Source organism: Deltaproteobacteria bacterium, assembly GCA_028818775.1.
GTDB lineage: Bacteria > Desulfobacterota > Binatia > UBA9968 > JAJDTQ01 > JAJDTQ01.
This window is the reverse complement of sequence record JAPPNE010000098.1, coordinates 1-25,838: the sequence shown is the minus strand read 5'-3', so window position 1 is coordinate 25,838 and position 25,838 is coordinate 1. Positions and strand designations below refer to the sequence as shown.

25 protein-coding genes are annotated in these 25,838 nt (G+C 66.8%); 15 read left to right on the top strand and 10 right to left on the bottom strand.

Going from position 1 to position 25,838, the window contains the following annotated elements:
- Nucleotides 1-49: 49 nt before the first annotated feature.
- Complete coding sequence (locus tag OXU42_11820; GenBank protein ID MDE0030076.1) at nucleotides 50-601, bottom strand: tetratricopeptide repeat protein; 552 nt, start codon at nucleotides 599-601, stop codon at nucleotides 50-52.
- 157 nt (nucleotides 602-758) lie between these two features.
- Here OXU42_11820 and OXU42_11815 point away from each other — a divergent pair, with 157 nt between their 5' ends.
- Nucleotides 759-1,706 carry an NAD(P)-dependent oxidoreductase gene (locus OXU42_11815; protein ID MDE0030075.1) on the top strand — a complete coding sequence of 316 codons (948 nt, stop codon included), beginning with the start codon at nucleotides 759-761 and terminating at the stop codon, nucleotides 1,704-1,706.
- Between the two features lie 14 nt (nucleotides 1,707-1,720).
- Nucleotides 1,721-2,386, top strand: a complete 666-nt coding sequence (locus OXU42_11810) for a hypothetical protein (protein MDE0030074.1) — start codon at nucleotides 1,721-1,723, stop codon at nucleotides 2,384-2,386.
- Nucleotides 2,387-2,472: 86 nt separating this feature from the next.
- Here OXU42_11810 and OXU42_11805 read toward each other — a convergent pair whose 3' ends face one another.
- Nucleotides 2,473-3,330 (bottom strand): DMT family transporter, encoded by an 858-nt coding sequence (locus OXU42_11805; protein ID MDE0030073.1) that lies wholly within the window; start codon nucleotides 3,328-3,330, stop codon nucleotides 2,473-2,475.
- Nucleotides 3,327-4,085, bottom strand: a complete 759-nt coding sequence (locus OXU42_11800) for a DUF3750 domain-containing protein (GenBank protein MDE0030072.1) — start codon at nucleotides 4,083-4,085, stop codon at nucleotides 3,327-3,329. Before OXU42_11800 ends, OXU42_11805 begins: the two co-directional genes overlap by 4 nt.
- 151 nt (nucleotides 4,086-4,236) lie before the next feature.
- Between OXU42_11800 and OXU42_11795 the strand changes: the two genes are divergently transcribed.
- On the top strand, nucleotides 4,237-5,325 hold the full coding sequence (locus OXU42_11795; GenBank protein MDE0030071.1) for an amidohydrolase family protein: 1,089 nt from the start codon (nucleotides 4,237-4,239) through the stop codon (nucleotides 5,323-5,325).
- A 56-nt stretch (nucleotides 5,326-5,381) separates the two neighbouring features.
- Nucleotides 5,382-6,467: an amidohydrolase family protein gene (locus tag OXU42_11790; GenBank protein MDE0030070.1), complete on the top strand. Its 1,086-nt coding sequence runs from the start codon at nucleotides 5,382-5,384 to the stop codon at nucleotides 6,465-6,467.
- A gap of 22 nt (nucleotides 6,468-6,489) precedes the next feature.
- Here the strand turns inward: OXU42_11790 and OXU42_11785 are convergent, their stop codons facing one another.
- From OXU42_11785 to OXU42_11775, 3 genes are all read right to left on the bottom strand, one after another.
- Nucleotides 6,490-7,056, bottom strand: a complete 567-nt coding sequence (locus tag OXU42_11785; protein MDE0030069.1) for a hypothetical protein — start codon at nucleotides 7,054-7,056, stop codon at nucleotides 6,490-6,492.
- Nucleotides 7,053-8,654 carry a tripartite tricarboxylate transporter permease gene (locus tag OXU42_11780; protein MDE0030068.1) on the bottom strand — a complete coding sequence of 534 codons (1,602 nt, stop codon included), beginning with the start codon at nucleotides 8,652-8,654 and terminating at the stop codon, nucleotides 7,053-7,055. The genes OXU42_11785 and OXU42_11780 overlap by 4 nt, the downstream gene beginning before the upstream one ends.
- A gap of 105 nt (nucleotides 8,655-8,759) precedes the next feature.
- On the bottom strand, nucleotides 8,760-9,839 hold the full coding sequence (locus tag OXU42_11775; GenBank protein ID MDE0030067.1) for a tripartite tricarboxylate transporter substrate-binding protein: 1,080 nt from the start codon (nucleotides 9,837-9,839) through the stop codon (nucleotides 8,760-8,762).
- A 219-nt stretch (nucleotides 9,840-10,058) separates the two neighbouring features.
- Between OXU42_11775 and OXU42_11770 the strand changes: the two genes are divergently transcribed.
- The 3 genes from OXU42_11770 to OXU42_11760 all read left to right on the top strand — a co-directional run bounded on the left by OXU42_11770 (nucleotide 10,059) and on the right by OXU42_11760 (nucleotide 12,694).
- Nucleotides 10,059-11,504 carry a UbiD family decarboxylase gene (locus OXU42_11770; GenBank protein MDE0030066.1) on the top strand — a complete coding sequence of 482 codons (1,446 nt, stop codon included), beginning with the start codon at nucleotides 10,059-10,061 and terminating at the stop codon, nucleotides 11,502-11,504.
- 68 nt (nucleotides 11,505-11,572) lie between these two features.
- Nucleotides 11,573-11,719, top strand: a complete 147-nt coding sequence (locus OXU42_11765; protein ID MDE0030065.1) for a zinc ribbon domain-containing protein — start codon at nucleotides 11,573-11,575, stop codon at nucleotides 11,717-11,719.
- 99 nt (nucleotides 11,720-11,818) lie between these two features.
- The gene (locus tag OXU42_11760; GenBank protein ID MDE0030064.1) at nucleotides 11,819-12,694 is read left to right on the top strand and encodes a hypothetical protein; all 876 of its coding nucleotides are present in this window, start codon (nucleotides 11,819-11,821) and stop codon (nucleotides 12,692-12,694) included.
- Here OXU42_11760 and OXU42_11755 read toward each other — a convergent pair.
- Nucleotides 12,630-13,511, bottom strand: coding sequence for an isoaspartyl peptidase/L-asparaginase family protein (locus OXU42_11755; GenBank protein ID MDE0030063.1), 882 nt, complete (start codon nucleotides 13,509-13,511; stop codon nucleotides 12,630-12,632). The two genes, OXU42_11760 and OXU42_11755, sit on opposite strands and share 65 nt — an antisense overlap.
- Nucleotides 13,508-14,581, bottom strand: coding sequence for a dipeptide epimerase (locus tag OXU42_11750; protein ID MDE0030062.1), 1,074 nt, complete (start codon nucleotides 14,579-14,581; stop codon nucleotides 13,508-13,510). Before OXU42_11750 ends, OXU42_11755 begins: the two co-directional genes overlap by 4 nt.
- Nucleotides 14,582-14,893: 312 nt before the next feature.
- Here OXU42_11750 and OXU42_11745 point away from each other — a divergent pair, with 312 nt between their 5' ends.
- The 8 genes from OXU42_11745 (at nucleotide 14,894) to OXU42_11710 (ending at nucleotide 25,267) form a co-directional block, all read left to right on the top strand.
- A complete protein-coding gene (locus OXU42_11745) occupies nucleotides 14,894-15,691 on the top strand; it encodes a dienelactone hydrolase family protein (GenBank protein ID MDE0030061.1) in 798 nt (265 codons plus the stop codon).
- 145 nt (nucleotides 15,692-15,836) lie between these two features.
- Nucleotides 15,837-16,421: an ABC transporter substrate-binding protein gene (locus OXU42_11740; protein ID MDE0030060.1), complete on the top strand. Its 585-nt coding sequence runs from the start codon at nucleotides 15,837-15,839 to the stop codon at nucleotides 16,419-16,421.
- 131 nt (nucleotides 16,422-16,552) lie between these two features.
- Nucleotides 16,553-17,200, top strand: coding sequence for a hypothetical protein (locus OXU42_11735; protein ID MDE0030059.1), 648 nt, complete (start codon nucleotides 16,553-16,555; stop codon nucleotides 17,198-17,200).
- A gap of 37 nt (nucleotides 17,201-17,237) precedes the next feature.
- A complete protein-coding gene (locus OXU42_11730) occupies nucleotides 17,238-18,884 on the top strand; it encodes a thiamine pyrophosphate-requiring protein (GenBank protein ID MDE0030058.1) in 1,647 nt (548 codons plus the stop codon).
- Between the two features lie 16 nt (nucleotides 18,885-18,900).
- Nucleotides 18,901-21,591, top strand: a complete 2,691-nt coding sequence (locus tag OXU42_11725) for a UPF0182 family protein (GenBank protein ID MDE0030057.1) — start codon at nucleotides 18,901-18,903, stop codon at nucleotides 21,589-21,591.
- A gap of 39 nt (nucleotides 21,592-21,630) precedes the next feature.
- On the top strand, nucleotides 21,631-22,467 hold the full coding sequence (locus OXU42_11720; GenBank protein MDE0030056.1) for a DUF1732 domain-containing protein: 837 nt from the start codon (nucleotides 21,631-21,633) through the stop codon (nucleotides 22,465-22,467).
- Nucleotides 22,464-23,090 carry a guanylate kinase gene (gmk, locus tag OXU42_11715; protein ID MDE0030055.1) on the top strand — a complete coding sequence of 209 codons (627 nt, stop codon included), beginning with the start codon at nucleotides 22,464-22,466 and terminating at the stop codon, nucleotides 23,088-23,090. The genes OXU42_11720 and gmk overlap by 4 nt, the downstream gene beginning before the upstream one ends.
- A 62-nt stretch (nucleotides 23,091-23,152) precedes the next feature.
- On the top strand, nucleotides 23,153-25,267 hold the full coding sequence (locus OXU42_11710; GenBank protein MDE0030054.1) for a bifunctional (p)ppGpp synthetase/guanosine-3',5'-bis(diphosphate) 3'-pyrophosphohydrolase: 2,115 nt from the start codon (nucleotides 23,153-23,155) through the stop codon (nucleotides 25,265-25,267).
- 6 nt (nucleotides 25,268-25,273) lie between these two features.
- On the opposite strand, the gene rpmB is transcribed toward OXU42_11710, so the two are convergent.
- Nucleotides 25,274-25,465: a 50S ribosomal protein L28 gene (rpmB, locus tag OXU42_11705; GenBank protein ID MDE0030053.1), complete on the bottom strand. Its 192-nt coding sequence runs from the start codon at nucleotides 25,463-25,465 to the stop codon at nucleotides 25,274-25,276.
- Nucleotides 25,466-25,467: 2 nt separating this feature from the next.
- Nucleotides 25,468-25,838: hypothetical protein (locus tag OXU42_11700; protein MDE0030052.1), on the bottom strand; the 371-nt coding region annotated here is incomplete at its 5' end.

Sequence of the window (25,838 nt, the reverse complement as noted above, 5' to 3'; positions counted from 1 at the left end):
CAACGAAAAATCCTCCGCATATTATGCTGCGAATTAACCAGACACCACACTAGAGGCTGCGCTTCTTCTGCCGCTCCCGCAGCGTCTCCAGGTTCTGGCGCGCGCCGCCGGCGAAGGGGTGGACGGAGAGGGTGGCCTCGAAGGCAGCGATGGCGGCCTCGTCGTTGCCCATGGCGGTCATGATGAGGCCGAGCCCGGAGAGGGCGCCGAAGTGGCGCGGCTCGAGCTCCAGGGTGCGGTCGATGTCCTTCACCGACGCGCCGTACTCGCCCATGAGATAGTGGACGGTGGCGCGCTTGTTCCAGGCCTCGGCGAATTCGGGGTCGATGTCGATGATCTCGCCGAAGGTCCGCACCGCCGCCGGGTAATCCTGAGCGGACATCTCCGTCAGGCCCCGGCGCATGAGCTCGTTGACGTCGTCGTCGTCCGACTGGTGCCAGATGGCCCAGATCAGGTTGGTGACCCGCGCGGCGTCGTGGGCGTCGTCCGTGGTGTGGAGGCGGGCGAACAGGGTGTCGAGCCGCGGGTCTGTCTGGTCGGCCATGATGATCGGGGATGACGTCAAGAGAAACGCGATCAGTACCGTTCCGACGATGATCACGGCGCCACCATACAGGTTCGGGTTTCGGTGCGTCAACACGCGCCGGACGGCGCCGGGCCAGTTTGCCGGAGGCGGCCAAGTCGGTTATGGATGGGTCTGTGCCAAGCGGGAGGACGCTAGATCCCAACCACTGTTCCAACCAAGGAGTCAGGCAATCATGGGAACGACACTAGTCACAGGAGTGGGCCTCGTGGGCACCTCGTTCGCGCAGTGTGCGCTGGCGCGCGACGAGAAGCTGGTCTTCTACGACTTCATGCCGCGCACGGAATACCTGCACCGGAAGCTCGGGACGGCGGACGTGGAGGTGGTGCAGAAGGACATCCGGGACCTGCCGGCGCTGACGGAGGCGATGCTGCGCTTTCGCCCGGAAACCGTGGTGCATACCGCCGGGCTCATCGGCGGGCGAGTGGTGGAGTCGCTCTACAACGGCTTGCAGATCAACGTGATGGGGACCATCAACGTGCTCGAGGCAGCACGGCTCACCGGGGTGAAGCGTTTCGTGCTCATCAGCACCTTCGGCGCCTATGACCGGCGGCGCGCCGGGGACCGACCCACCCACGAGGACATGCCGCGGGGGCCGGGAGCCGGCTACGGCAACTCCAAGGCCACCAAGGAGCTGATGGCCGAGGCGTACCAGCGCCTGTACGGTTTCGAGCTGCTGACGCTGAGGCTGGCCAACGCGTACGGACTCGGGCATTTCTGGGGCGGCTCCGGTGGCGGCGAGAAGGTGCAGATGCTCCTGGAGGCGGGCATTCGCGGGGAGGTGGCGCGGATTCCGCAGGCCCAGACCATGACCTTCGAGTACGTCTACGCCAAGGACATGGGGCGCGCCGTGGACTTGGCGACGACCGTGCCGATGCCGGAGAAGACCACCTTCAACATCGGCTCCGGCCAGTTGACGACGTTCGACGAGCTGGTGGGGACGGTGGAGCGGCAGTTTCCCAAGCTGGAGGTGGAGGTGATCCCCGGAAGGCCCCCGGATGTGTCGGCCAGCACGCCGCTGGACATCTCCAGGGCGAAGCAATACCTGGGCTGGGAGCCGCGCTACACCATGGATGCGGCGTTCGAGGACTACGTCAAGGATCTCCGGGCGGTCATGGAGTGAAAGGCGGAGCCGCGATGGAATTGCTTCACTGCGTATACGAGCCCGAAGGCGAGGGGCCGCATCCGACGATCCTGGCGCTCCACGGGCGCGGCGCCAACGCCATGGACCTCCTGGGGCTGGCGCCGCATCTGTGCGGCGGCGCGTTCCGGGTCATCTGTCCGCAGGCGCCGCTGGAGGTGGCCCTGGGCCCGGGCATGACCGGATACGCCTGGTTCCCCATGTCCCTGGGAGGCGAGATCGATACCGCGGCCTTCCTTTCCGCCCGCGACCGGCTGCGGACGTTCCTGGACCAGTGCACCCGGCGCTACGCCGCGGACGGCGGCAAGCTCGTCCTCCTGGGCTTCAGCCAGGGCGGCGGCATGGCCTACAGCCTGGGGCTGTCCGATCCCGACCGTTTCGCCGGCATGTGCGTGCTCAGCTCGTGGCTCCGCGAGGGGACGCTGGACGCTCTCGAGGTGTCCGATGGGGTGAACTCGCTCCAGACCCTGGTGCAGCACGGCACGCGCGACGAACTGATCGAGCTGGCGCGCGCCAAGCACTCCATCACCCTCCTCGAAAAGCTGCACGTACCGGTGGACTACCGCGAATACGACATGGGGCACGAGATCACGTCCCGGAGCCTCGCGGACCTTTCGGCGTGGCTCCAGGAGAAGGTGCCGGCACAGCCCGTCGCCCTTTAGCGTCGCCTCAAGGAGCACCACCAACGCCCCGAATCGTTATTCCCGCGGAGGCGGGAATCCAGGGGCGGTTGTGGAGCACTACAAATCTACGCCAGGTAGATGGCGATGATTCCCGCGATGACGAAGATGGTGGCGACACCGGTGCGGAGATTGACCTGCTCGATGTCGCGGGAGAAGAGCAGGGTGCCCAGCAGCACCCACAACGGGGCGACGCAGACGATGGGGCCGACCACCACGACGTTGCCCACACCCAGTGCCTTTACCAACGCCCATATTCCGATGGCCTCGAAGATGCCCGTGACCAGGAAATAGGGCATGGCGCGGCGGTCGAGCACGATGTTCCGGCGCGCCTTGGGGTTGGCGAGGTTGAGCAGCATGGGGGTCAGGGCGGACACGCCCATGACCGCGCTCAGGAACAGCGGCTCGTTGGCGAGGGTGAGGCCGTAGCGTCGGATGGGGTGGTTGACGCCGGCCGTGAGGGCGGCGATCACCGGAAAGATCAGCTCCCACGGCTTGTAGGTCGCCTGCTGCCCTGGGTTCCATGAGAGCAGGGTGATCCCGAACACCACCGAGCCGGTGCCGAAGATGATGAACGGTGTCAGGGTTTCGTGCAGGAAGATGACCGCCAGGGCGGTGCCGAAGAGCGGGTTGGTGGCCTGAACGGTGCTGGTGACGCTGGCGCCGAGGCGGGCGACGCCGTGGTAGGCGAACATGCGCGTGCCGAGCTGGAGCCAGCCGCCCACGATGAAGCAGAGGATGGCCAGCAGGGGAACGGCGGGGACACCGCCGGCGGCAAAGACGATCGTCCAGAGGATGGTGCTGTTGACGGTCAGCGCCACATAGGCGGCGGTGGCCGGAGTGGAGTACACCAGCCCGCGCCGGGTGGCCAGGAAGCAGCCGGCGTAGAAGAACGAAGTCACCAGGGCGAGGAACTGAGGTGTCATCCTTCGGTCAGGTCCCTGCTCAGTCCGATGCGCGCGGCGAACGGAAGCTTGAGCGCGGGCCGCGCCACGTCGACGCCGAACACCAGCCCGAAGAGGTTGATCTCCAGCCCTTCCTGGAGTGCCAGGGTGACGCCCAGGACGCCGTAGAGCGAGAATTGCCATCCGGTGCGGCTCGGCGCGGGCGCGAGAATGCGGCCTCCGTCCAGGTAATCCTTGCCGAGGGCGTTGGAGGGTAACGCGGCGCCCAGTTCCGGGACGTTGCGGGCGACGTAGGCCGTGAACGTGTTGCTGTTGGGGCCGGGCCACAGCCGGTACTCGTCGGGATAGGGATAGCTCCCGGCGGCTTTCCGGATACCCTCGATGGCGCGCTCGGCGACAGCCCCGCGCAGGTCCGCCAGTACCCGAGGCCGGCTGTCGAACCACAGCCGGTCGGGAATGTCTTCCCGCACCGAAACCACCGGCAGGCCGCGGTACAGGCGCCAGCCCACCACTTGATAGACGACGTACGCCGGCGCGCCGGGTTCCTTGGTGGCGATCCACGTATGCACGCCGAAGATCCCGCGCCAGTTGAAGGCGCGCGCCGCATAGAGTTGAACCACCGCCTCGGGCGTGCGCGCGGGGTCCGGCGCGATGCCGGAGCTTTCCCGGCTGGCGGTGCGCCAGTCCCGGTTCCACGCCCCGGACGCGCCCACCACGAACACCGAGACGAGCGCCAGCGACAGAAGAATCAGCGAGATGGTCAGGATGTTTCGCACGGGGCTGCCGTATGGGCGTCCCGTCCATGTGGGACGCGTTCCCGCAAACTTCTTGACACCCAATCCAAGGGTTCGTTAACTAGTGCTGGTGTGCGGGGTAGAGAAAGATTCCTGTTGCGAGTCTAGGTGAATTCCGCCGGGGAGACAAATCATGGCACGGAACGGACACCGTATGGTGGTGGACGCGGACGCCCACGTCCTCGAGACCGAGCGCACCTGGGACTACCTCGAAGGGTCCGACAGGAAGTTCAGGCCCGCGCTGTTCGGTTCGCCGGACATGGACATGCAGTACTGGGTCATGGACGGCAAGATCCGCGGGGCGCGTTTCGCCACCCTGAGCGAGCAGCAGCTCGACGCCCTGTCCGAGAAGGCGGGACGGCGGCTCACCACCCCCCAGGCCGCCCGCGAGATGGACGACGTGGACCTGCGCCTTGCGCACCTCGACGAGCTGGGCGTGGACGTGCAGGTCATGCACAACACCATGTGGATAGAGCGGGTGACCGACCGGGCCGACGCCGAGGTCGCGCTGTGCCTGGCGTGGAACCGCTGGATGGCGGACGTGTGGAAGGCGGGGGAGGGAAGGCTTCGGTGGTCCTGCGTGATCCCGGCCATGGCGCTGGACGAAGCCGTGCAGCAGATGCGCTTCGCGCGCGCGCACGGCGCGGTGGCGGTGTGCATGCGCCCCTTCGAGGGCGAGCGTCACATGGTGGACCCTTACTTCTATCCCGTGTTCGAGGAGGCCTCGGCGCTGGACATGGCCATCGGCGTGCACATCGCCAACGCCAGCACGGGACTCATGGCGCAATTCCGCCCGCGCTACGACAAGACCGGCGGCTTCGCGCCGTTCCGCATCCCCACGGTGATGACGTGCCTCTCGCTCATCATGAGCGAGGTGCCGTGCGTCTTTCCCAAGCTGCGCTGGGGGTTCATCGAGACCTCGGCCCAGTGGATTCCGTGGATCGTCAACGAGGCCCGGCGGCGCTCGGGCACGGCCGACTATCCCGACAATCCGCTCAAGGAGTACAACGTCTACGTCACCGCCCAGTGCGACGACGACTTCCCGTACGTGCTGAAGTACGCGGGCGAGGACAACATCGTCATCGGCACCGACTACGGCCACACCGACACGTCCAGCGAGGTGGACGCCATCACGCGATTCAAGGCGGACCCGACGGTGGACGACGCGGCGCGCTGGAAGATCCTGAGCGATAATCCCAGGGACCTCTACGGCATCGAATAGCGGCCGGCCGGCGGCGGATCGCCGCCCCGCGGGCTTCGCGCGAAAGGAGAATTCAAATGTCCGGCAACGGCAAGACCCTGGTGGTGGACTCGGACGCCCACGTGGTGGAGACCGAGCAAACGTGGGACTATCTGGACGGGTCCGAGAAGAAGTTCCGCCCTCAGCTCTTCGCTCCCGAGGATTCCACGACACAGTACTGGGTGCTGGACGGGAAGGTGCTGGGGTTCCGTTTCCGCACGCTGAGCGAGCAGCAGCTCGATGAAGTCTCGGCCCAGGCCGGGCGGCAGATGCAGACGCCCAAGGAGGCGCGCGAGCTGCGTGACGTGCAGCTCCGCGTCGACCATCTGGACAAGCTCGGCATCGACGTCCAGGTCCTTTACAACACGCTGTGGATCGAGCAGTTGACGGACCGCGCCGACGTCGAGATCGCTCTGTGCGCGAGCTGGAACCGCTGGATGGCGGACGTGTGGAAGGACGGAGGCGGGCGTCTCCGGTGGGTGTGCGTGGTGCCGGCCATGACCATCGGCGAATCGCTGGAGCAGATCCGCTTCAGCAAGGAGAACGGTGCGGTGGGGGTGTGCCTGCGCCCCTTCGAGGGCGACCGGCATCTGGTGGACCCGTACTTCTACCCGATCTTCGACGAGGCCATGCGCCTCGACATGATGATGGGTATCCACATCGCCAACGCCAGCCCGCGCCTGGCGACGCAGTTCCGCCCGCGTTACGACAGCGGCGGCGGCCTGCCGGTGTTCCGCATCCCCACCGTGTCCACCTGTTTCACGCTGATGATGAGCGAGGTGCCCAAGGTCTTCCCGGACCTGCGCTGGGGTTTCATCGAATCATCGGCCCAGTGGGTGCCGTGGGTGGTGAACGAAACCATCCGCCGGTCGGGTACGGCGGAATACCCCGACAACCCCATGAAGGCCTTCAACGTCTACGTGTCGGCCCAGACCGACGACGACTTCCCCTACGTGCTGAAGTACGCGGGCGACGACAACATCGTCATCGGCACCGACTACGGCCACACCGACGCTTCCAGCGAGGTGGACGCCTTCACCATCTTCAAGGGCAACGGCGCCATCAGCGAGGAGCAGAAGCGCAAGATCCTGAGCGACAACGCCCGGGCGCTGTACGCGCTATAGGCTAAGCCGGCGTTCCATCCCTTCACCCCTTGAACGGACTCGTCACCTGGTAGCAGAAGCCGTTGAAGAGCGGGCTCGTGTTCACGCCGCTCCAGGTGAAGAGCTTGCCTTCGGCGAAGAAGATGTGCATGCCGCAGTCGAACACCAGCACCACCCCGGCCAGCACCGCCACCGTGATGCCGATGACCGCCAGCCACTTCTCGCCGGCGCACTTGAGGTAGAGCAGGGCCGCCAGCCCGATGCCGAACTGAAAGCCCAGCAGCCAGATGGCGGCGGCGAAGCCCAGTATCCAGGCGATGATCCCTGCGGTGCGGCGCCGTTCCTCGGCCGGGTCCAGGGGCTCGGCCTCACGCTCCACCAGCGAGGCGTCGAGGAGGCCCGGCCCGTCTTCATCGGCGGCAACGGCCTTCTCCGACCGCCCGGCAAGCTCCCGCGCGAGCTGCGCCGCCAACAGTGCCGCCGTGGGCAGGCCGATGAGCCAAGCCATGAGGCTGGCCTGCAACTCCCAGCCGAAAGCCTCCCACAGGGCCCAGGCCATCATCAGGAACAGTCCGCCGGTGAAGGCAATGGAGAGTCCGCGGAAGCTCATGGGGCCGTCTCCGCCGCCTGCCCGCGCCCGCGGTTCTTGATGAGCGGGTAGGCGATGCTCATCACGATGATGCCGAGGATGATCAGCACCCCCGGACGCGCGAGGAAACCGAACTCGTAGCGCGAATAGGTGATCCAGAGGTAGTTGTCCGCCAGCCGGCCCAGCACCAGGCCCAGCAGCAGCGCCGGCCGCGACCAGTCGAACACCACCATGAGCCAGCCCAGGGCGCCAAAGATCAGGGTGACGATGATGTCGCCGAAGCTGTTGGTGTGGGTGTAGGAGCCCAGGTAGATGAACAGCAGCAGCGGCGGTATCAGCAGCGTTCCCTTGATGCGCGTGAGGCGGGCCAACTGGTTCAGGAACAGGAAACAGACCGACACCGTGATGACGTTGGACACCACCAGGACCCACACCAGCGAGAAGGTGACGTCCAGGTCTTTGGTCAGCATGGAAGTGCCGGGACGGAGACCCAGGACCAGGAACGCCCCCAGCAGGATGGCGGTGGTGACGTTGCCGGGGATGCCGAAGGCGATGGTGGGGATGAGCGCTCCCCCGAGGGTCGAGTTGTTGGCCGCGCCGGGGCCCACGACGCCTTCGATGACGCCGGTTCCCACCCGGTCGTGCTTGCCCGAGGACTGCATCGCGTGGGCGTACGCCACCCACTGGGACACCGGCCCGCCCATGCCCGGGATGATGCCGATGTAGGTGCCCATGGCGCTGCACCGGGCCACCAGCCACCAGTGGCGGAAGGCGTCCTTGACCCCCTGGAGCACGCCGCCGAGACGGCCCACGTGGGCCTGGGCGATGCTGCCCCCCTTGGTGGCGAGGTCGATGATCTCGGGGATGGCGAACAGCCCCACCGTGGCCGGCACCAGGCCGATGCCGGCGCCGCCGGTCTCGCCGCCGCCCCAGAGGTACATGGTGCCGAAGGTATAGCGCTCGGTGGCGGTCTGCATGTCCAGCCCCACCAGCGAGAACATGAAGCCCAGGCCGCCGGCGGCCAGTCCCTTCACCACGCTGCCGCCGCTCAGCGCGCCCACGAAGGTCACGCCGGCCACCGTGAGCATGAAGAACTCCGGCGTGCCCATGGCCAGCACCAGCGGCGTCACGATGGGGATGGCCACGGCGATGGCGCCGGCGCCGATGAGCGCGCCCATGAGCGAGCTCATGAGCGAGGCGCCCAGGGCCCGTCCGGCCTCGCCCTTCTTGGCCATGGGATGGCCTTCGACGATGGTGGAGGCGGTGGACCCTTCGCCGGGGATGCCGAAGAGGATGGAGGTGATGTCGCCGGTGGTGGCGGTGACGGCCATCATCCCCAGCAGGAAGGAGAACGCCTCCACCGCGTCCATCTTGAGCTGGAACGCGAAGCCGAGCATGAGGGCCATGGTGACGGGCCCGCCTAGGCCCGGCAGCATGCCCACGGCGAATCCGATGAGGTTGCCCAGCAGCAGGTAGCCGAAGGCGGGCCAGGAGAAGACACGGACCAACCCTTCCAGCGAGGCCGCGCCAATCTTTCCGGCCATGCCCTGGGCCAGGAAGATCCAGACCGCGAGGACCGCTAGAAAGACGAGCCAGCCCAGGCTACGTTTGAGGTTCACGATAAGGGGATCCGGTGATACCCGCCCCTAAGGGTGATCGCTCCTTGCCGGCAACGAGAAACCCCTGCGGGGCGGGCAGCACCCGGGCGAAGGCCGCGACCCGGTTCAGGGCTTCTTGGCCATGGCCTTCAGGATCTCCAGGGCTTCCGGGTCGCGCTTCTGGATCTCCACGACCTTGTCGATGATGGCCTGGGCCGCGGGCGCGTTCAGCGACACCAACTGGAAGCCGATGGCCTTCTTGAAGTGGGCGACCATCTCCTTGTCCTTCAGGAACTTGTCGAAGCTTGCCGCCATGGTGTTGAAGACGTTCCTGGGGACCCGCGCCGCGTAGATCCAGCCACGGCGGACGCCGCCGAGGTAGGCCAGGAGTTCCATGGCCCGGTAGTTGGGGTCCTTCCTGATGGACTCGCCCTTCAGCTCCAGGACGATCTCGTAGTAGGTCGGCAGGTCCGGCAGCCGAGGGTCGCGGATGATCTTGCCGTCCTGGACGGTGCCTTCCTGGGCAATGGGCACCACCGCGCCTTCCTCGACCATCGGCAGCACCGCGGCGAAGTAGCCGCTCTGGCTGTCGTTGGTCATGTTCAGCTCGCCCCGGCGGATGGCCGCGCGCATGTCGCCGCTGCTGCCGTATCCGGTCACCAGCTTGTGGTCCTTGCCCAGGATCTTCAGGAGCAGCCGCGGGATCATCGACCGCGGGCTCTGGATCGAGGTGGTGCCGAAGAAGAGCTTCTTCTTGACGCCGCCCAGCTCGGTGCCCTTGGTGATGCCCAAGTCCTTGCTGACGAAGGTGACGGTGGTTTCGCGCACGCCCCCCAGCCACTGGAGCTTGGCGAGCTCGAACTTGACCTTGTCGGGCTTGAAGATGGTGTCGGTCACCGAGGTGGAGAACTGGCCGATGACGGTGCCATCGGCGGGCGCCGAGTTGTACACCCAGTTCTCGCCCACGATGCCCCCGCCGCCGGGCATGTTCTTGATGATGGTGGTGGGGTTTCCGGGGATCTGCTTGCCGATGAACGGAAGCATCTGGCGCGCCATGATGTCGGCGGCGCCGCCCACGGAGTAGGGGATCAGGATGGCGACGGTCTTCCCCTTGAAGGAGACGTCGGCGGCCCCCGCGGTCACGGTTCCGAAGGCGAGGCACAGGGTAACGATTGCGGCTGCGAAAGTTGCGGAACGTCGGTTCATTGCATGCTCCTTCCTGAGTTGGTCCGGTGTCCCGGACATGACACTTCTCTATTGCGGGTAGGCTCCGCCTGTCAACCGCTAATCCGGCTCGGGCGCGGTTTGACAACCTCGGGGGCTTCGGCTAAAAACCCAAAACTTCGAAGCGCAGTAGTCTTCGAAGAGCAGAATCTTCGGAAAATCCAAGCCAGAGTATCCAACACATCGCGAGAGAGGTGACACATGCCCAAGAGCCTGGGATCGTTTCTGGAAGACTGCCAGCGGGAGATTCCCAACGAGGTGGTCCACGTGACCAAGCAGGTGGACCCGGCCCACTACGACGTGAGCGCGCTCATCAAGCACCTGGATGAGTTGAGGAAGTTCCCCATCCTGGTCTTCGACAACCCGCTGAACCTTCACGGCCAGCCGTCCGACATCAAGCTGACCATGAACTGCGAGATCTCCCAGGGCAAGACCCAGGTGGCTCTTGGGCTGGATAAGAACACGAGCCGGGAGGTGATGACCGACATATGCCTGGAGCGCGAGGAGCACCGCATCGAGCCGGTGGTCATCGAACGGGACCAGGCGCCGGTGATGCAGAACGTCCAGACCGGCAAGGACGTGGACATCTACCAGATCCCGGTGATGCGCCATCACTACATGGACGGCGGCCCCTACATCGTCATGTCCACCGTCACCAAGGAGCGCACCTCCGGCATCTACAACTGCTCGTACCACCGCATGGAGGTCAAGTCGCCCCAGAGCACGGCGCTCTACGCCTCGCCGCGCCACCTGTGGAAGATCTTCAAGGACTACGAGGACAACAACATGGAGTGTCCCGTGGCCACCGTGCTGGGGCATCACCCGGCCTACCACATGGGCGCGTGCTACAGCGGCGCGTTCGAGGTGAGCGAGTTCGACATCATCGGCGGCTACATGCAGGAGCCCCTGCGGCTCACGCCGTCGTCCACCTGGGGCGACAACTTCCTCATCCCGGCCGACGCCGAGGTGGTCATCGAGGGCCTGCTGCAACCCAACAAGCGAGTGGTGGAGGGTCCCTTCGGCGAGGCCCCGGGCTATCTCGGGCCGCAGCGATACACGACCTGCGTGGAGTACAAGGTCACGGCCATGAACTGGCGCAAGGGCGCCATGTTCCAGTCCATCATCACCCCGGAAGGCGACAAGCCGTGGATGGACCTGCCGCGGGAGGGCGCCTACCTCCGGCGTTGCCGCGAAGCCGTGCCCGGCGTGACCGCGGTATGCAAGATGGGCCGCCATGCCCACTACAACGTCTTCATCGCCATGAAGAAGCTGTCCGAAGGCGATCCCGGCCGGGCGGCGGCCGCGGCGCTCACCTTCGACCACACCAAGAACGTCTTCGTCTTCGACGACGACATCAACGTGTACAATCCCACGGACATCCTGTGGGCGCTGGCCACGCGCGTGCAGCCGCACCGCCAGGTGTCGATCCTGCAGCCGCTCTTCCGCGGCAACTTCCTGGATCCGTCGCTGGTGGACGAGATCAAGACCTCCGGCATGATCGTCGACGCCACGCGGCCGCTGGACCGGCCCTTCTCGCCGGTGTCGAAGGTGCCGGACGAGGCCATGGAGCGGGTCAAGGTCGAGGACTTCATTCCGGGCGAGATCCTGTCGCACATTCCCATCGACCGGACCACCTACTGGTCGTAGGGAGACGGACCGATCCGGCGACCGTGTAGAGCAACCCGCGGAATCATTCAGGACGAAAGGAATTACTCATGGGTCAGGCAGTCGAAGTCACTTGTCCGAAATGCAGTGGAAAGTTCGTGGTGAACCCGCACATGCTGGGCTCCGGCATGGAGTTCCACTGTCCCTTCTGCGGCGCCTACTTCCCCGAGGAAGAGAGTCCCCACATCTGGAAGTAGGAGAGTTCGTCGCCCCACGACTTCTGCGATCTGAAGCGCCTCTTCGGCTACCGTGAGGCGCTGGACCGGGTCGAGGCCGCGGATGCGCCCGAGGCCGTCGTGGTGCACGGCCCGGAGCCTGTCCGCGGCGGTCGTGTGGGCGTATTGCCGGGCTCCTTCAACCCGCCTACGCTCGCCCACCTGGAACTGGCCAGGGAGGCCCGGCGGCGGTTTGATCTCGATACCGTCGCCTTCTCCCTCAGCAGCGTCATCGTCGACAAGGAACGCGTGGAAGGGCTGTGCCGCGAGGACCGGCTCTTGCTGCTGTCACTGTTGACCGCGGACGACCCCTGGGCCGCGGCCGTGGTGACCAACCGCGGCCTCTACTCCGATCAGGCGCCCGCGTGCCGCGCGTGTTTCGGCGATGATGCGGACTTGCGGTTCATCGTGGGCATGGACAAGGTGCTGCAGATCTTCGACGCCAGGTACTACGAAGACCGCGGCGCCGCCCTGGACACGCTGTTCGCGCACGTGCGGCTGATCGCCGCCAACCGGGAGGAATGGGGCGACGAGGCGTTGCGCGCGCTGCTGGACCGGCCTGAAAACGCTTCCTACAGGGACCGGGTGCAACCGCTGACCCTGCCGCCGCACCTCCGAAACCAGTCCTCCAGCGCCGTACGGCGCGGAGTGGAGGGCGGGGAGCCGGCCGGCAACGCGGTCGCGCCGGCCGTGCGGGAGTTCATCGAAGCCACGGGCGCGTACCGGGAGCCCTACGAGCTGCGCCTGGCGGCGCTCGACACGCTTTACCCCTTGCGTGAATGGGCGGAGGAGCAGGTGGCGCTGGACGCCTTGCTGGCGCGAGCGGAGGAACCCGGCACGGCAGGCGCCGATGTGCGCGAGATTCTCCACTCGCCGATGCCGCCCGAGTACCTCAAGACCCGGCTTCGGAATCTGGGCCTGACCCGTACACCGTTGCGGTCTGTCCCTCCGGAGTGAGGACGCACACCGGCATCTCCTCCGCGTTGTGGGCGAAGCCGACAGCGCCGTAACGATCCACCAGGATGAGGCCGGCTTCGGCGCCGGTCTGGCGCTCCAACAGTTCCACCGCCCGCTTCGCCGCGGTCGCGGGCGTCAGCCCGGCGGCCAGGAGGTCCACCGCGGTCTTGGCCATCAAGACCTTGATGATGGCTTCGCCCTGGCCCGTGCACGAGGCGGCGCCGACGGCGTCGGCGTAGGTGCCGCAACCGATGAGCGGCGAGTCCCCGACACGGCCGGGGAGCTTGCCCAGGGTGCCGCCGGTGGACGTGCCTGCGGCGAGGCGGCCGCGGGCATCGACGGCAACGCAGCCCACCGTGCCGTGGCCTGCGTTCCAGCGTTTGCGCTGGGCCTGGGTGACCAGGGTGCCGCCCGGCACCAGCTCGATGCCCGCCCGGCGTGCGAAGTCGCGGGCGCCCTGGCCCGCCAGCATCACATGACGGCCGTCGTCGAGCACTTTCCGCGCAAGCCGGATGGGGTTGCGGATGCCCGAGACCGCGGCTACGGCCCCGGCCGCGAGGGTGTCGCGCATGAGCGCGGCATCCATCTCCACTTCTCCTGCCGCGTTCAACGCTGAACCGGTGCCGGCATTGAACACCGGATCGTCCTCGAGCACCGCCACGGCCTCCTCCACCGCGTCCAGCGACGAGCACCCTTGGCGCACCGCCGTCCAGCCGGTCCGGGCCGCCGCCAGGCAACCGGCGAGACGGTCGCGCTGCTGCGCGCCCGAACCGCGCCCGGCGCCGCCGTGCACGATGATGGCGGGCCGGAACTTCACCGTGCCGCCAACTCCCCGCCGTGGCCCGCGGTGATATGCCCCAGTTCATAGCGCGGTCCGTCCACGGTGTAGCCGCCGCGCACCGGGTCCTCCGCCAGCAGCAGGGGCGTGTCGAGGTCGATCCATTGGAAGGCGCCGGTGCCGGCCGCCAGATGGACGCTGAAGCCCATGGCCAGCCGCGTCTCCACCATGCCGCCGATCATGAGCCCGAGGCCGGAGGCGCGGGCGATGGCGATGATCTCCAGCGCCTGGGCCACGCCGCACTTGGCGAGCTTGACGTTGATCACCTGCGCGAGGCCGTCGCGGGCGATGCGCGCGGCGTCGCCGGCGGAGCGGCAGGACTCGTCCGCCGCCACCGGCACGCCCGCCTCGCGCGCCAGGCGCGCCTGGCCGTCCCGATCTTCTCGCGGCACGGGCTGCTCCAGCAGGGCGGGCTCCAGCCCCAGGCGGCGCAACGTGCCCAGCACGGCCAGTGCCTGCGCCGCGTCGTAGCCTTCGTTGGCGTCGAGGATGAGACGGCACTCCGGATGACCCGCGCGGATGGCCCGGACGCGCGCGATGTCCCCGTCGACGTCGCCGCCGACCTTGGTCTTCAGCGCGGTGAACCCGCGGGCGCGATATTCCGTGGCGAGCGTCTCTGCCTCCGCCGGTTCACAGATGGGAATGGTGATGTCGGTCTCCAGGGATGCCGACGCGCCGCCGAAGTATTCGAAGAGCGCAATGCCTTGGCTCCGCGCCAGGGCGTCGAACAGCGCCATTTCCAGGCCGGCCCGGACCGTGGGGGCGCCGGGCAGGGCGGCGGAGAGGGCGGCGAGGAGCGGACGCCAGCGCAGGGCCTCCTTGCCGGTCCATTCCGCCCCGGCCCGGCGTGCCGCCGCCAGCGCCGCGGCCTGATCTTCCGGCGTGACCGTGGGCAGGGTCGGAATCTCCCCCCATCCGCTCACGCCGCCCGCGAGGTCCAGTCGCACGGCGACGTTGGAAACCCTGTCCAGGCGCGCGCCGGAGATGGTGAAGGGCGCCTTCAGCGCCACGTCCAGGGGACGCGCTTCGATTCCGGTGATGCGTGGCATGGGCGATTCGAGACAAGCGTACACCGGCAGCGTACAATCCAACGCAGTGGTCCGCAAATCCACGCGGCAACAGGCCCGTCACTTCAATCGCTTCATCACACCTCATCTGTTACGTTTGGAAATCACATGGAGGGGCAGCACCAACGCCTCGGAACCCTGAGACGTCATTCCCGCGAAAGCGGGAATCCAGGCTGGGGGAGGCTGGGAGCATGTACGTCTCGCCCCTCGCCACCCCTGGATTCCCGCTTTCGCGGGAATGACGAATACAGTCGGCGCTCCCGCCGAGGCGCGGCGCAGACAGGAGGACCGCACATGATATCCGAGGTCGAGTTCGCTCCGGGCAAGAAGGGCTATCTGGCGAGACCCGCGGAAGGCGGCCGCCATCCTGCCGTGATCCAGCTCCATGAGCGCTACGGGGTCGTCCAGCACACCACGGACATCGCCGAGCGACTGGCACGGAACGGCTACGTGGCCCTGGCGCCCGACATGTTCTCCCGTTTCACCGGCGACCGGGAAGCCTTGGCGCGCGGCGACATCGGTGTCGGCATCCGGGACGACGAAGCGCTCACGGACCTGGACGAGTGCGTCCGCTACCTGCGCGGTCTCGACGACGTCGACGGCGGGCGCCTCGCGGTGATGGGCGTGTGCCAGACGGGACGCCAGCCCCTGCTGGCGGCGGCCCACCGGGACGACCTGCGCTGCGCGGTGGTGTTCTACGGCGGCATCTACCAGCGGGACTGGGAGCCCCACGAGGAGCGCCCCACCTCGGTGGGGGAGTTCATCCAGCGCCTGTCCTGCCCGGTGCTGGGGGTGTTCGGCGACAACGACCACATCATCTCGGTGGATGACGTGCGCCGTTTCCGGCGCGCCCTGGAGGACGCCTGGAAGACTTACAACATCCGCATCTTCCGAGACGCGCCTCACGGCTGGCTCAACGACACCATGCCGGGGCGCTACCGGCCGGAAGCGGCCGAGGATGCCTGGGTCTTGTTGTTGCGCTTCCTGGAGCGGCACATGGGCGAGGGGGCCGACGCGTCCCGCGTGGAATGGGAGTTCGAGGGCGACGTCCCCGCCGTATACGATTTCTCCAAGATGGTCCGGCTGGCCTGATTCACGGGGCCTGCCCCTCCGTCCGGGACCCGCGGCCCGCTCCTTGTGACACAGGACACTGATTTGGCTTCCCGGAGATTATTGCTTAGATTGGGTGGGTCAGGGTGTCATGGAGCAGACATTTGCGGATATGCGAGGCGCATGCATGAGCTCCGGACGCTCGTGGCTGTGCAGTTTGCTGGTGGTGGCGTGTTGCCTGGTGTCGGCCGCGTGGGCGGAGGGGGGTCCCAGAAGCGAGGTCGAGCAGGCGTTGCGCGCCGGCCTCGCGATCCTCGGCGACCCCGGCCTTCAGGAAGACGCCAGGGTCGAAGGAGTCAGGGCGGTTTTCCTGCCGCTCTTCGACTTCCCCGAGATGGCCCGGCGTTCGCTGGGCTCGCACTGGCGCCGGCGGACACCGGATGAGCGGGAAGAATTCACCCGGCTCTTCGGCGCCCTGTTGGAGAAGACCTATACGAGCCGCATCGCCGCCTACCGGGCTCAGCGCCTGCACTTCACCGGCGAGGAAGTCGACGGCCGTTATGCACAAGTCGATACGCGGATCGTGGACCGGGAGGGACGCAGGTTTGACATCGACTACCGCCTGCATCGCGTGGAGGCCGCCGGCAAATGGCTCATCTATGACGTCGTCATCCAGGACATCAGCCTGGTCAACAACTATCGCGCCCAGTTCAACCGCGTGATCAACCGGAGTTCCTATGCGAGCCTGCTGGCCAAGCTTCGCGCGCAGTGACGCCGAAGTTGCCGCCGGCCACCGGTTGCACCCGAGGACAAATGCAGGAAATGCCGGTCCCGTCCGTTCCCAGGAAAGCCTCCACGCTTGTGCTCGTGCGTCCGGCGCAGGCAGGCGCGTTCGAGATCTTCATGACGAGACGGCCGCAGGAGATGCGCTTCCTCGGGGGCTTCTTCGTGTTTCCGGGAGGCGCCGTCAAGGGGGCGGATGCGTCGCCGGCGATGCTGGAGATGTGTCGCGGGCTCTCGCCCGCGGACGCCCGCACGCGGCTTGGCGACGATCTGAGCGCCGAGGATGCCATGGGCCATTGGGTGGCGGCCATACGCGAGCTTTACGAGGAAGTGGGGGTGCTGCTGTGCGTGACGCGGGAGAACGGCGCGGCGGTCGCCCCGCGGACCTGGGAACGCGTGGTGGCAAGGCGCACGGCGCTGCTGGGCCGGGAGGTGAGCTTCCCGGACCTGCTGGCGTCCGAGGGGCTTTGCTGCGACGTCGGCAAGCTGGTCTATTTCTATCACCGCACCACGCCCGAGCGTTACGCCATGCGCTTCGACACTCGCTTTTTCCTGGCCGCCCTGCCGGAGGGGCAGACGCCGCTGGAAGTTTCGGAAGAGGTGACGGAAAGCCTGTGGATCACCCCGGTGGAGGGGCTGCAACGGGCCGAGCGGGGACGCATGGCCATCATCCCGCCGACGTTGGCGACCCTGCGCACTCTGGCCGAGCTGGGCACGTGGGACGCGCTTTGCCGGGACTTTGCCTTGCCGCTGCCCGGAAACGCATGAACCTGCCCGGAAGCGTCAGGAGGGAGCAGTCGACACCATGAGAACAGTGGACGTGATCGCGCGGATCCTGAAGCGCGAGGGAGTGCGCTACCTGAGCGCCTTTCCCACCTCGACCCTGATCGAAGCGGCGGCCGCGGTGGGCATCCGTCCGGTCATCTGCCGCCAGGAGCGTGTGGGGGTGGGGATCGCGGACGGGTACAGCCGGGTCAACAACGGCACGCCGCCGGGCGTGTTCGCCATGCAGTTCGGGCCCGGGGCGGAGAACGCCTACGCGGGCGTGGCCACGGCCTTCTCGGACGCCGTGCCGATGCTGCTGCTGCCCCTGGGGCACACGCGCGAACGGGACGGCGTCTTTCCCCAGTTCAGCTCCCTGAGAAACTACGCGCCGGTCACCAAGTTCGTGGAGCAGGTCACCACCGCCGACCGGGTGGTGGACACCATGAGACGGGCGTTCGCCCGGCTCAGGATGGGGCGTCCCGGCCCGGTGATGGTGGAGATCCCCGCGGACGTGGCCGGGGAAGAGATCGACGCGGCGGTGGTCGAGCGCTACCGCCCGGTGAAGGCGGCGGTGTCGCAGGCGGACCCGCGCGACGTCACGGCGGCGGCGAAGGCGCTGCTGGAAGCACGGGACCCCGTGATCCTCGCCGGCCAGGGGGTGCTCTACGCCGAGGCCGCGCCCGAGCTGCTGGAGCTGGCGGAACTCACCCGCGTGCCCGTGGTGACCACCATGGGCGGCAAGAGCGCGTTCCCCGAGTCCCACCCGCTGGCGCTGGGCAGCGCTTCCGGCGTCATGAACCTGCCGGTGTACCACTTCCTCTCGCAGGCCGACGTGGTGCTGGCGGCGGGAACGAGCCTCACCCGGCATCCCATGACCACGCCCATCCCGGCGGACAAGACCTTCATCCAGGTCACCGACGATCCCATCGACGTGGGCAAGAACTACGACGTCGAGTACCCGGTCATCGGCGACGCGCGGCTCGTGCTGCGCCAGTTCGTCGAAGCGGCGCAGGACCTGTTGAACGGGCGCTCCAGGGAGGACCGTTCCCCCGCCCGCGCCATCGCCGAGCTGCGCGCCGCGTGGCTCGAGGCGTGGGACGAGAAGCTCACTTCCGACGAGGTGCCCATCAACCCGTACCGGGTCATCGCCGAGTTCATGAAGGCGGTGGACCCGGCCGAGGCCATTGTCACCCATGATTCCGGCAGTCCGAGGGACCAGATCATGCCGTTCTACCGTTCGGCCGGGCCGCGGTCGTACCTCGGGTGGGGCAAGTCCCACGGCCTGGGCACCGGCCTGGGACTGAATCTCGGCGCCAAGCTGGCGGCGCCGGACAAGTTCGTGGTGAACTTCATGGGCGATGCCGCCTTCGGCATGACCGGGCTCGACTTCGAGACCGCGGTGCGCTCGGAGCTTCCAATCCTGACCATCGTGCTCAACAACTCCACCATGGCGGTGGAGACGCGCCACATGACGGTGTCGCACGAGCGCTACGGCAGCCGCGACCTGGGCGGGAACTATGCGGACATGGCTCGCGCCATGGGCGGATGGGCCGAGCGCGTGGAGGATCCCGCCGCGGTGGGTCCCGCCATCGTGCGCGCCCGGCGCGCCACCGAAGGGGGCAGGGCGGCACTGCTGGAGTTCATCACCGGCGCCGAGATCGAATATTCCTACAAGGGCGCCTTCTAGGCGCTGAGAGGATTCCATGCGAAGATCCATCGGTTTGATCGCGCTGGGCGCGTTTATCCTGTTCTCGCTCGTGGGCGAGGCCGTCTACCTCTACACGGACTTCCTCTGGTTCCGTGAGATCGGCTACTCCGGGGTGTTCACCAAGACGCTGTGGATCAAGGTGTTGCTGGGGGTGATCTCGGCGGTCCTGTTCTTCTCGCTCTTCTACTTCAACATCAAGCTCGCGGCGCGCCGGCGCGAAGGGGTGGTGCCGCTCCAGACCAGCAACCCCGAGGTGCCGGGCTTCGAGGAGCTGGATCCGCTCATCCGCCGGTTGCTGCTGCCGGTGGCGCTGGTGTTGGGGTTCCTGGCCGCGCCCCAAGCGGCCATGCACTGGGAGTCCGTGCTGCTTTACTTCAACGGGCTTCCGTTCGGCATGCAGGACCCGCTGCTGGACAAGGACATCGGCTTCTACCTGTTCCAGCTCCCGGCCCTGGATGCGCTCTACCGCTGGTTCCTGGTGGCCCTGGGCGTGGTCCTGGTGGCCACGGCCTTTGTCTATCTCCTGTACGGCGGAGTCCAGTACTCGGAGAACGGCCTGTCGGTGCACCGTGCCGCCAAGATGCATCTGTCGGTGCTGCTGGCCCTGTTGTTGCTGGTCCAGTGCGGCGGCTACCTGCTCGACGCCTACAAGCTCCTCTACTCGCACAACGGCGTGGTGTTCGGCGCCGGCTACACGGACATTCACGCCCGCCTTCCGGCGCTGCGCGTGCTCGCGGTGGTGGCGGCGCTGGTCTCGGTGCTGTGCCTGGTGCAGATGCGCCGGCCGGGGTTGCGGCTCCTGTTCATCGGTCTCGGCGCCCTGGCGGCGGTGCACGCCATCGGGATGTACGCCTATCCGTCGTTCCTGCAGCAGTTCCATGTCGTCCCCAACGAGTTGGTGGCGGAGACGCCCTACATCGAACGCAACATCCGCTCGACCCGGCATGCCTACGGCCTCGACCGGGTGGAAGCCCAGGAATTCCCGGTGAACGAAGTGCTGACGGCGGAAGACCTGCAGCAGAACGATGCCACCGTCGAGAACATCCGACTGTGGAACTATCAGCCGCTGCTTTCCACCTACGCGCAGCTCCAGCAGATCCGCACCTACTACGAGTTCGTGGACGTGGACACCGACCGCTACAAGATCAACGGAGACTACCGTCAGGTGATGCTGTCGGCACGGGAACTGTCCCACGAGCAGCTCCCGAGCCGCATCTGGATCAACGAGCACCTGGTCTACACCCACGGCTACGGCGTCGTCTTCAGCCCGGTGAACCAGATCAGCCAGGAGGGGTTGCCGGAGTTTTTCGTCAAGAACATCCCGCCGGTATCCGACGGCTTCATCGAGGTGGCGCGCCCCGGGATCTACTTCGGCGAGGTGGCCAACGACTACGTGTTCGTGAACACCCTGGCGCGGGAGCTCGATTACCCGGCCGGCGACCAGAACGTCTACACGACCTACGAGGGCGCGGGCGGCGTGCCGTTGCGCTCATTCTGGCGCAAGCTCCTGTTCTCCGCGCGTTTCGCGACCCTGCGCATCTCGCTGTCGAACGACCTCACCCCGGAGAGCCGGATCCTCTACTACCGCAGGATTCACGACCGGGTGCGGAAGCTGGCGCCGTTCCTCGACTTCGACGCGGACCCCTACCTGGTGGTGACGCCGGAGGGGAGCCTCTTCTGGATCATCGACGGCTACACCACCTCCGACCGCTACCCGTACTCCGAGCCCACCGAAGGCATCGGCAACTACATGCGCAACTCGGTGAAGACGGTGGTGGATGCCTACAACGGCTCGGTGGACTTCTACATCGCCGACGCCGCCGACCCCGTGGTCAAGGCTTACGCCAGCGGGTTTCCGGGCCTGTTCAAGCCGATGACGGCCATGCCGGACGCGCTGCGCACCCACGTCCGCTATCCGCAGGACTTCTTCAAGGTGCAGGCGCAGATGTACGCCACCTACCACATGCAGGACCCGCAGGTCTTCTACAACAAGGAGGACCTGCTGAGCATCCCCATCCGCACGGTGGACGAGGAAGAGAGCCAGATGGAGCCGTACTACACCATCATGCGCCTGCCCGGGGAGGAGAACGAGGAGTTCGTGCTGCTGCTGCCCTTCACCCCCAACAACCGCGACAACATGCGTGCGTGGCTGGCGGCGCGCAGCGACGGCACCCACTACGGCAAGCTCCTGGCCCTCAACTTCCCCAAGGCCCGGCTGGTCTACGGTCCCAAGCAGGTCGACGCCCGCATCGACCAGGACGCCTTCATCTCGCAGCAGTTGAGCCTGTGGGGCCAGCGGGGCTCCGAGGTCATCCGCGGCAGCCTGCTGGCCATCCCCATCCAGGACTCGCTGTTGTACGTGCAGTCGCTGTACCTGGCGGCGGAGCAGGGATCGCTGCCCGAGCTCAAGCGGGTGGTGGCGGTGTTCGGCAACCGCATCGCCATGCGCGAGAACCTGGAGGACGCGTTGCGCGAGCTGTTCGGGTCCACGGTGACGGTGGATGGCGCGACCCCCGCCCCGGCGGTCACGACCGCCGCGGCGGCGGAGCAGGGCAGTGGTCCCGAGGCCCAGGCGCTGGAGCACTACCGGCGCTCGATGGAACGCCTGCGCGCCGGCGACTGGGCCGGCTTCGGCGACGCGCTGCGCCAGCTAGAGCAGTCGCTCCAGGCGATGCAAAAACCGTAACCGACGCATTGCGGCACGCGTGGCGATACGAGAGGACGCATGAGAAGCATGACCGGCTTTGGCCAGGCCATCCTCCAGGACAGGCGGGTCAAGGTCTCCGTACAGATCCGCAGTGTCAACCACCGCCACGCGGACATCCACCTGCGCGTGCCGAAACTCTACCTGAGCCTCGAGGACGAGTTGCGGGAACAGGCGCGCGCGAAGATCTACCGGGGCCGCGCCGACATCTACGTGGACCGGACGCCCATCAAGGGGCGCGGCTACCGCGTGGAGGTGGACGATGCGCTGATGGAGCAGTACTGCGCGGCGCTCCGGCGCATCAAGCAACGTTTCAAACTCCAGGGCGACGTCGACCTCCAGTTGGTGCCGCGCCTGCCGGACCTTTTCCAGTTCAAGGAACCGGAAGAGATCGAAGCGAGCGAGCGGCGGCTTGCGTTGCGAGCGCTGGACGCGGCCCTGAAGGCGCTCACGCGGTCGCGCGACCGGGAAGGGCGCAACCTGAAACGCGACATGACCGCGGAGGCGCGCCGGCTCAACGACACGGCCCGGCGGCTCGGGAAATGCGCGGCGTCCATCGACCAGCGCCTCCAGGAGCAGAACGCCGCGGCCAACCCGGCGGGCGAGGCCGGCAGCAGCGCGTTCAAGGGCAGCATCAACGAGGAAGTGGTACGGCTCCGCAGCCACGTGGAGATGCTCGCCGGCCTGATGCGGGACCCCGAGCCGGTGGGGAAGAAGATCGACTTTCTGCTGCAGGAGATCCAGCGCGAGATGACCACCATCGGCGCCAAGGCGCCGCAACTCGAAGTCGTGCGGCTGGTGCTGGTGGGGAAGGAAGGCGTGGAGAAGATCCGCGAGCAGGTGCAGAACGTGGAATGACGGTCTCGATCCGCAGCTTCATCAAGCGCCGTCCGGGCACCGTCTTCATCGTGTCGGCGCCGTCGGGCGCGGGCAAGACGACGTTGACGCGGCGGGTGTTGGACGTCCACCCCGAGATGTGCCTGTCGGTGTCCTGCACCACCCGTGCGCCACGCACCGGCGAGACCCCGGGCGAGGACTACCACTTCGTGTCGGAGCGGGCGTTCAGGCGGATGCTTGACGCGGATGAGTTCGCGGAGTGGGCCGAGGTGCACGGAAGCCTCTACGGCACGCCGCGGCGCATGCTGGAAAGCCGGCTCCGAAAGGGACAGGACGTGCTGCTGGACATCGACGTGCAGGGAGCGCGCCAGATCAAGCGGCATTTTCAAGGCGCCGTCGCCATCTTCGTCCTGCCGCCGTCGCTGGACGAGTTGCGCCGCCGGCTGGCGGCGCGAGGCACGGACGCGCGCAAGACCATCCACCAGCGCTGGCAGCGGGCGCGGCATGAAATTCAGGAAATAGAAGGGTATGATTATTTCATCGTGAACCGCGACGTCGACGATGCGGTAGCGCGGCTGGCCGCCATCATCGCGGCCGAAAGGGTGAAGGTTTGCAGGTTCATTCCGAAACGGAAGCCGGGGTAAGGCCCCGCCGCCGTGCCCGTGGCGCGGCCGGCCAGGGCCCCGCCGGCGAGCTGGTCGAAAGGGTGTTGCAGTACCAGCCCGCGGTGGACGTGGAGCCGCTGCGCGAGGCGTACCGCTTCACCGCGAAGGTGCACGAGGGCCAGAAGCGCCTGTCCGGGGAACCCTACGTGACGCATCCCGTTGCCGTGGCGGGAATACTGGCGGACCTGAAGCTGGATCTTTCCAGCATCATCGGCGGCATGCTGCACGATACCGTCGAGGATACCCTGGCCACCCTGCCGCAGATCGAGGAGCAGTTCGGCCCGGAGGTCGCCGCGCTGGTGGACGGCGTCACCAAGCTGAGCCAGGTCAACTTCAACAGCCGCGAGGAAAAACAGGCCGAGAACTTCCGCAAGATGATCCTGGCCATGGCCAAGGACATCCGCGTGGTCCTCATCAAGCTGGCCGACCGTACCCACAACATGCGCACGCTGCAGTACCTCCCCGACGACAAGCAGCGGCGCATCGCCCAGGAAACGCTGGACATCTATGCGCCCATCGCGCACCGCCTGGGGATTTACTGGATCAAGAGCGAGCTCGAGGACCTGGCGCTCAAGTACCTGCGCCCGGAGGTCTACGCCGAGTTGAAGCACAACGTGGCGCAGAAGAAAAAATACCGGGAGAAATACACCAACGACGTCATATCGCGGATGAGCAAGGCCCTTGCCGAAGAGGGCATCGACGGCGAGGTGAGCGGACGGCCCAAGCACTTTTTCAGCATCTTCCGCAAGATGGAGAACCAGAGCCTGGACTTCAGCCAGGTGTACGACCTCGTGGGGTTCCGGGTGCTGGTCGACACCCAGCGCGAGTGTTACGAGGCCCTGGGCGTGGTCCACTCCAAGTGGCGGCCGGTACCGGGCCGGTTCAAGGACTACATCGCGCTTCCCAAGGCCAACATGTACCAGTCGCTGCACACCACGGTCATCGGCCCCAACGCGCAGCGGATCGAGATTCAGATCCGTACCCAGGACATGCACCGCGTGGCCGAGGAGGGCATCGCCTCCCACTGGGGCTACAAGAAGGGCCAGGACCTGCAGGTGACCGACATACAGCGGTTCACGTGGCTGCGGCAGCTCCTCGAATGGCAGCAGAACCTTTCCGACCCCCAGGAGTTCCTGCACAGCATCAAGGAGGACCTGTTCCCCGACGAAGTGTACGTCTTCACGCCCGGGGGCGACCTCCACAGCTTCCCCAAGGGCGCCACGATCATCGACTTCGCCTACCGCATCCATTCCGACATCGGACAGCACTGCTCCGGCGCGCGGGTGAACGGGCGCCTCGTCCCCTTCAAGTACATCCTGCGGAACGGCGACACCGTGGAGATCATCACCACCCAGGAGCAGACCCCGAGCCGGGATTGGCTCAAGGTGGCGAAGACGCCCCGCGCCAAGTCCCGGATCCGCGCCTGGATGGCCGCGCAGCAGCGCGAACGCAGCGTCGCCCTGGGCCGCGAGATCCTCGAAGGGGACCTCGCCCGCCACGGCCTCGAATACCAGACGCTCCAGGACCAGGGGACGGTCGAGACGCTGGGACGGGAACTGGGAGTCCGGAACGAGGAGGGCCTCCTGGCGGGCATCGGCTACGGCAAGGTGATGTCGCACCAGGTTCTGGCCAAGCTGCTCCCGCCGGAAGAGATCCACAAGGACAACGAGCAGATCGAGGGCGGCCTGGAGCGTCTCTTTCGGCTGGTGGGCTCACGCGACCGCGGCGTGCGCGTCAAGGGCATCGATGACGTGCTGGTGCGGTTCGCGCGGTGTTGCCATCCGCTGCCGGGCGAGGACATCGCCGGCATCATCACGCGCGGGCGGGGTGTGACGGTTCACGTGGCGGGGTGCCCGACGGCCCTGGAGGTCGACCCGGCCCGAAAGGTGGAGGTGAGTTGGGCGGACGACGTGCAGATGCCGCGGGCGGTGAAGATCGAGGTGACCTGCGCGGACAAGCCCGGCCTTCTCGCGGCCATCAGCTCGGCCATCTCGGAGGCGGGCGTCAACATCGCGCGTGCTCACATACGAACGTTCGACGACAGGGCCGTGAACACCTTCGAGATCATGATCGGGGACTTCGATCAGTTGGGACGGGTGCTGCAGGATATCTCGCGGGTGAAGGGAGTGTACAGGGCGAGCCGCGTTCAGGGGTAGTGCCGGTCAAGCGACCTTTTCGACCTTGCCGGAACGAAGGCACCGGGTGCACACGCGGATGCGCTTCACCGCTCCGTTCAGCCGTGCTCGGACCTGCTGCAGATTGGGGAGCCAGCGGCGCCGGGTCTTGTTGTTGGCATGGCTGACGTTGTTGCCCACGGAGGGCCCCTTGCCGCAAATGGTGCATCTTCTGGCCATGACTACTGTTCCCGTATCCTTTCGATCAGTTCCGTCGAGGAGTAACGCGGCAAGCGCGGCACGATGACGACCTCGCCACCGTTGGCCTCCACCACTTCCCTCCCCACGATATCCTCCCGGCGCCAGTCGCCGCCCTTGACAAGCACGTCCGGGGCCAAGTCGTGAATGATACCACACCGCTCCGCGTTTGCGAAACAGGTGACGTAGTCGACCATTTCGTGTACGGTCTTGATCTTGGCCGCGGCCACGGCGTTCACATGCAACGATGACGAGGGGATCGAATTGATACAGGATAGCACGTTTCCCCGGTGACTTGCGCGTGTCAAACCAAAGCCAAAATGTCCCCTTTTGACAAAGCAGAGATGTCCCCTTT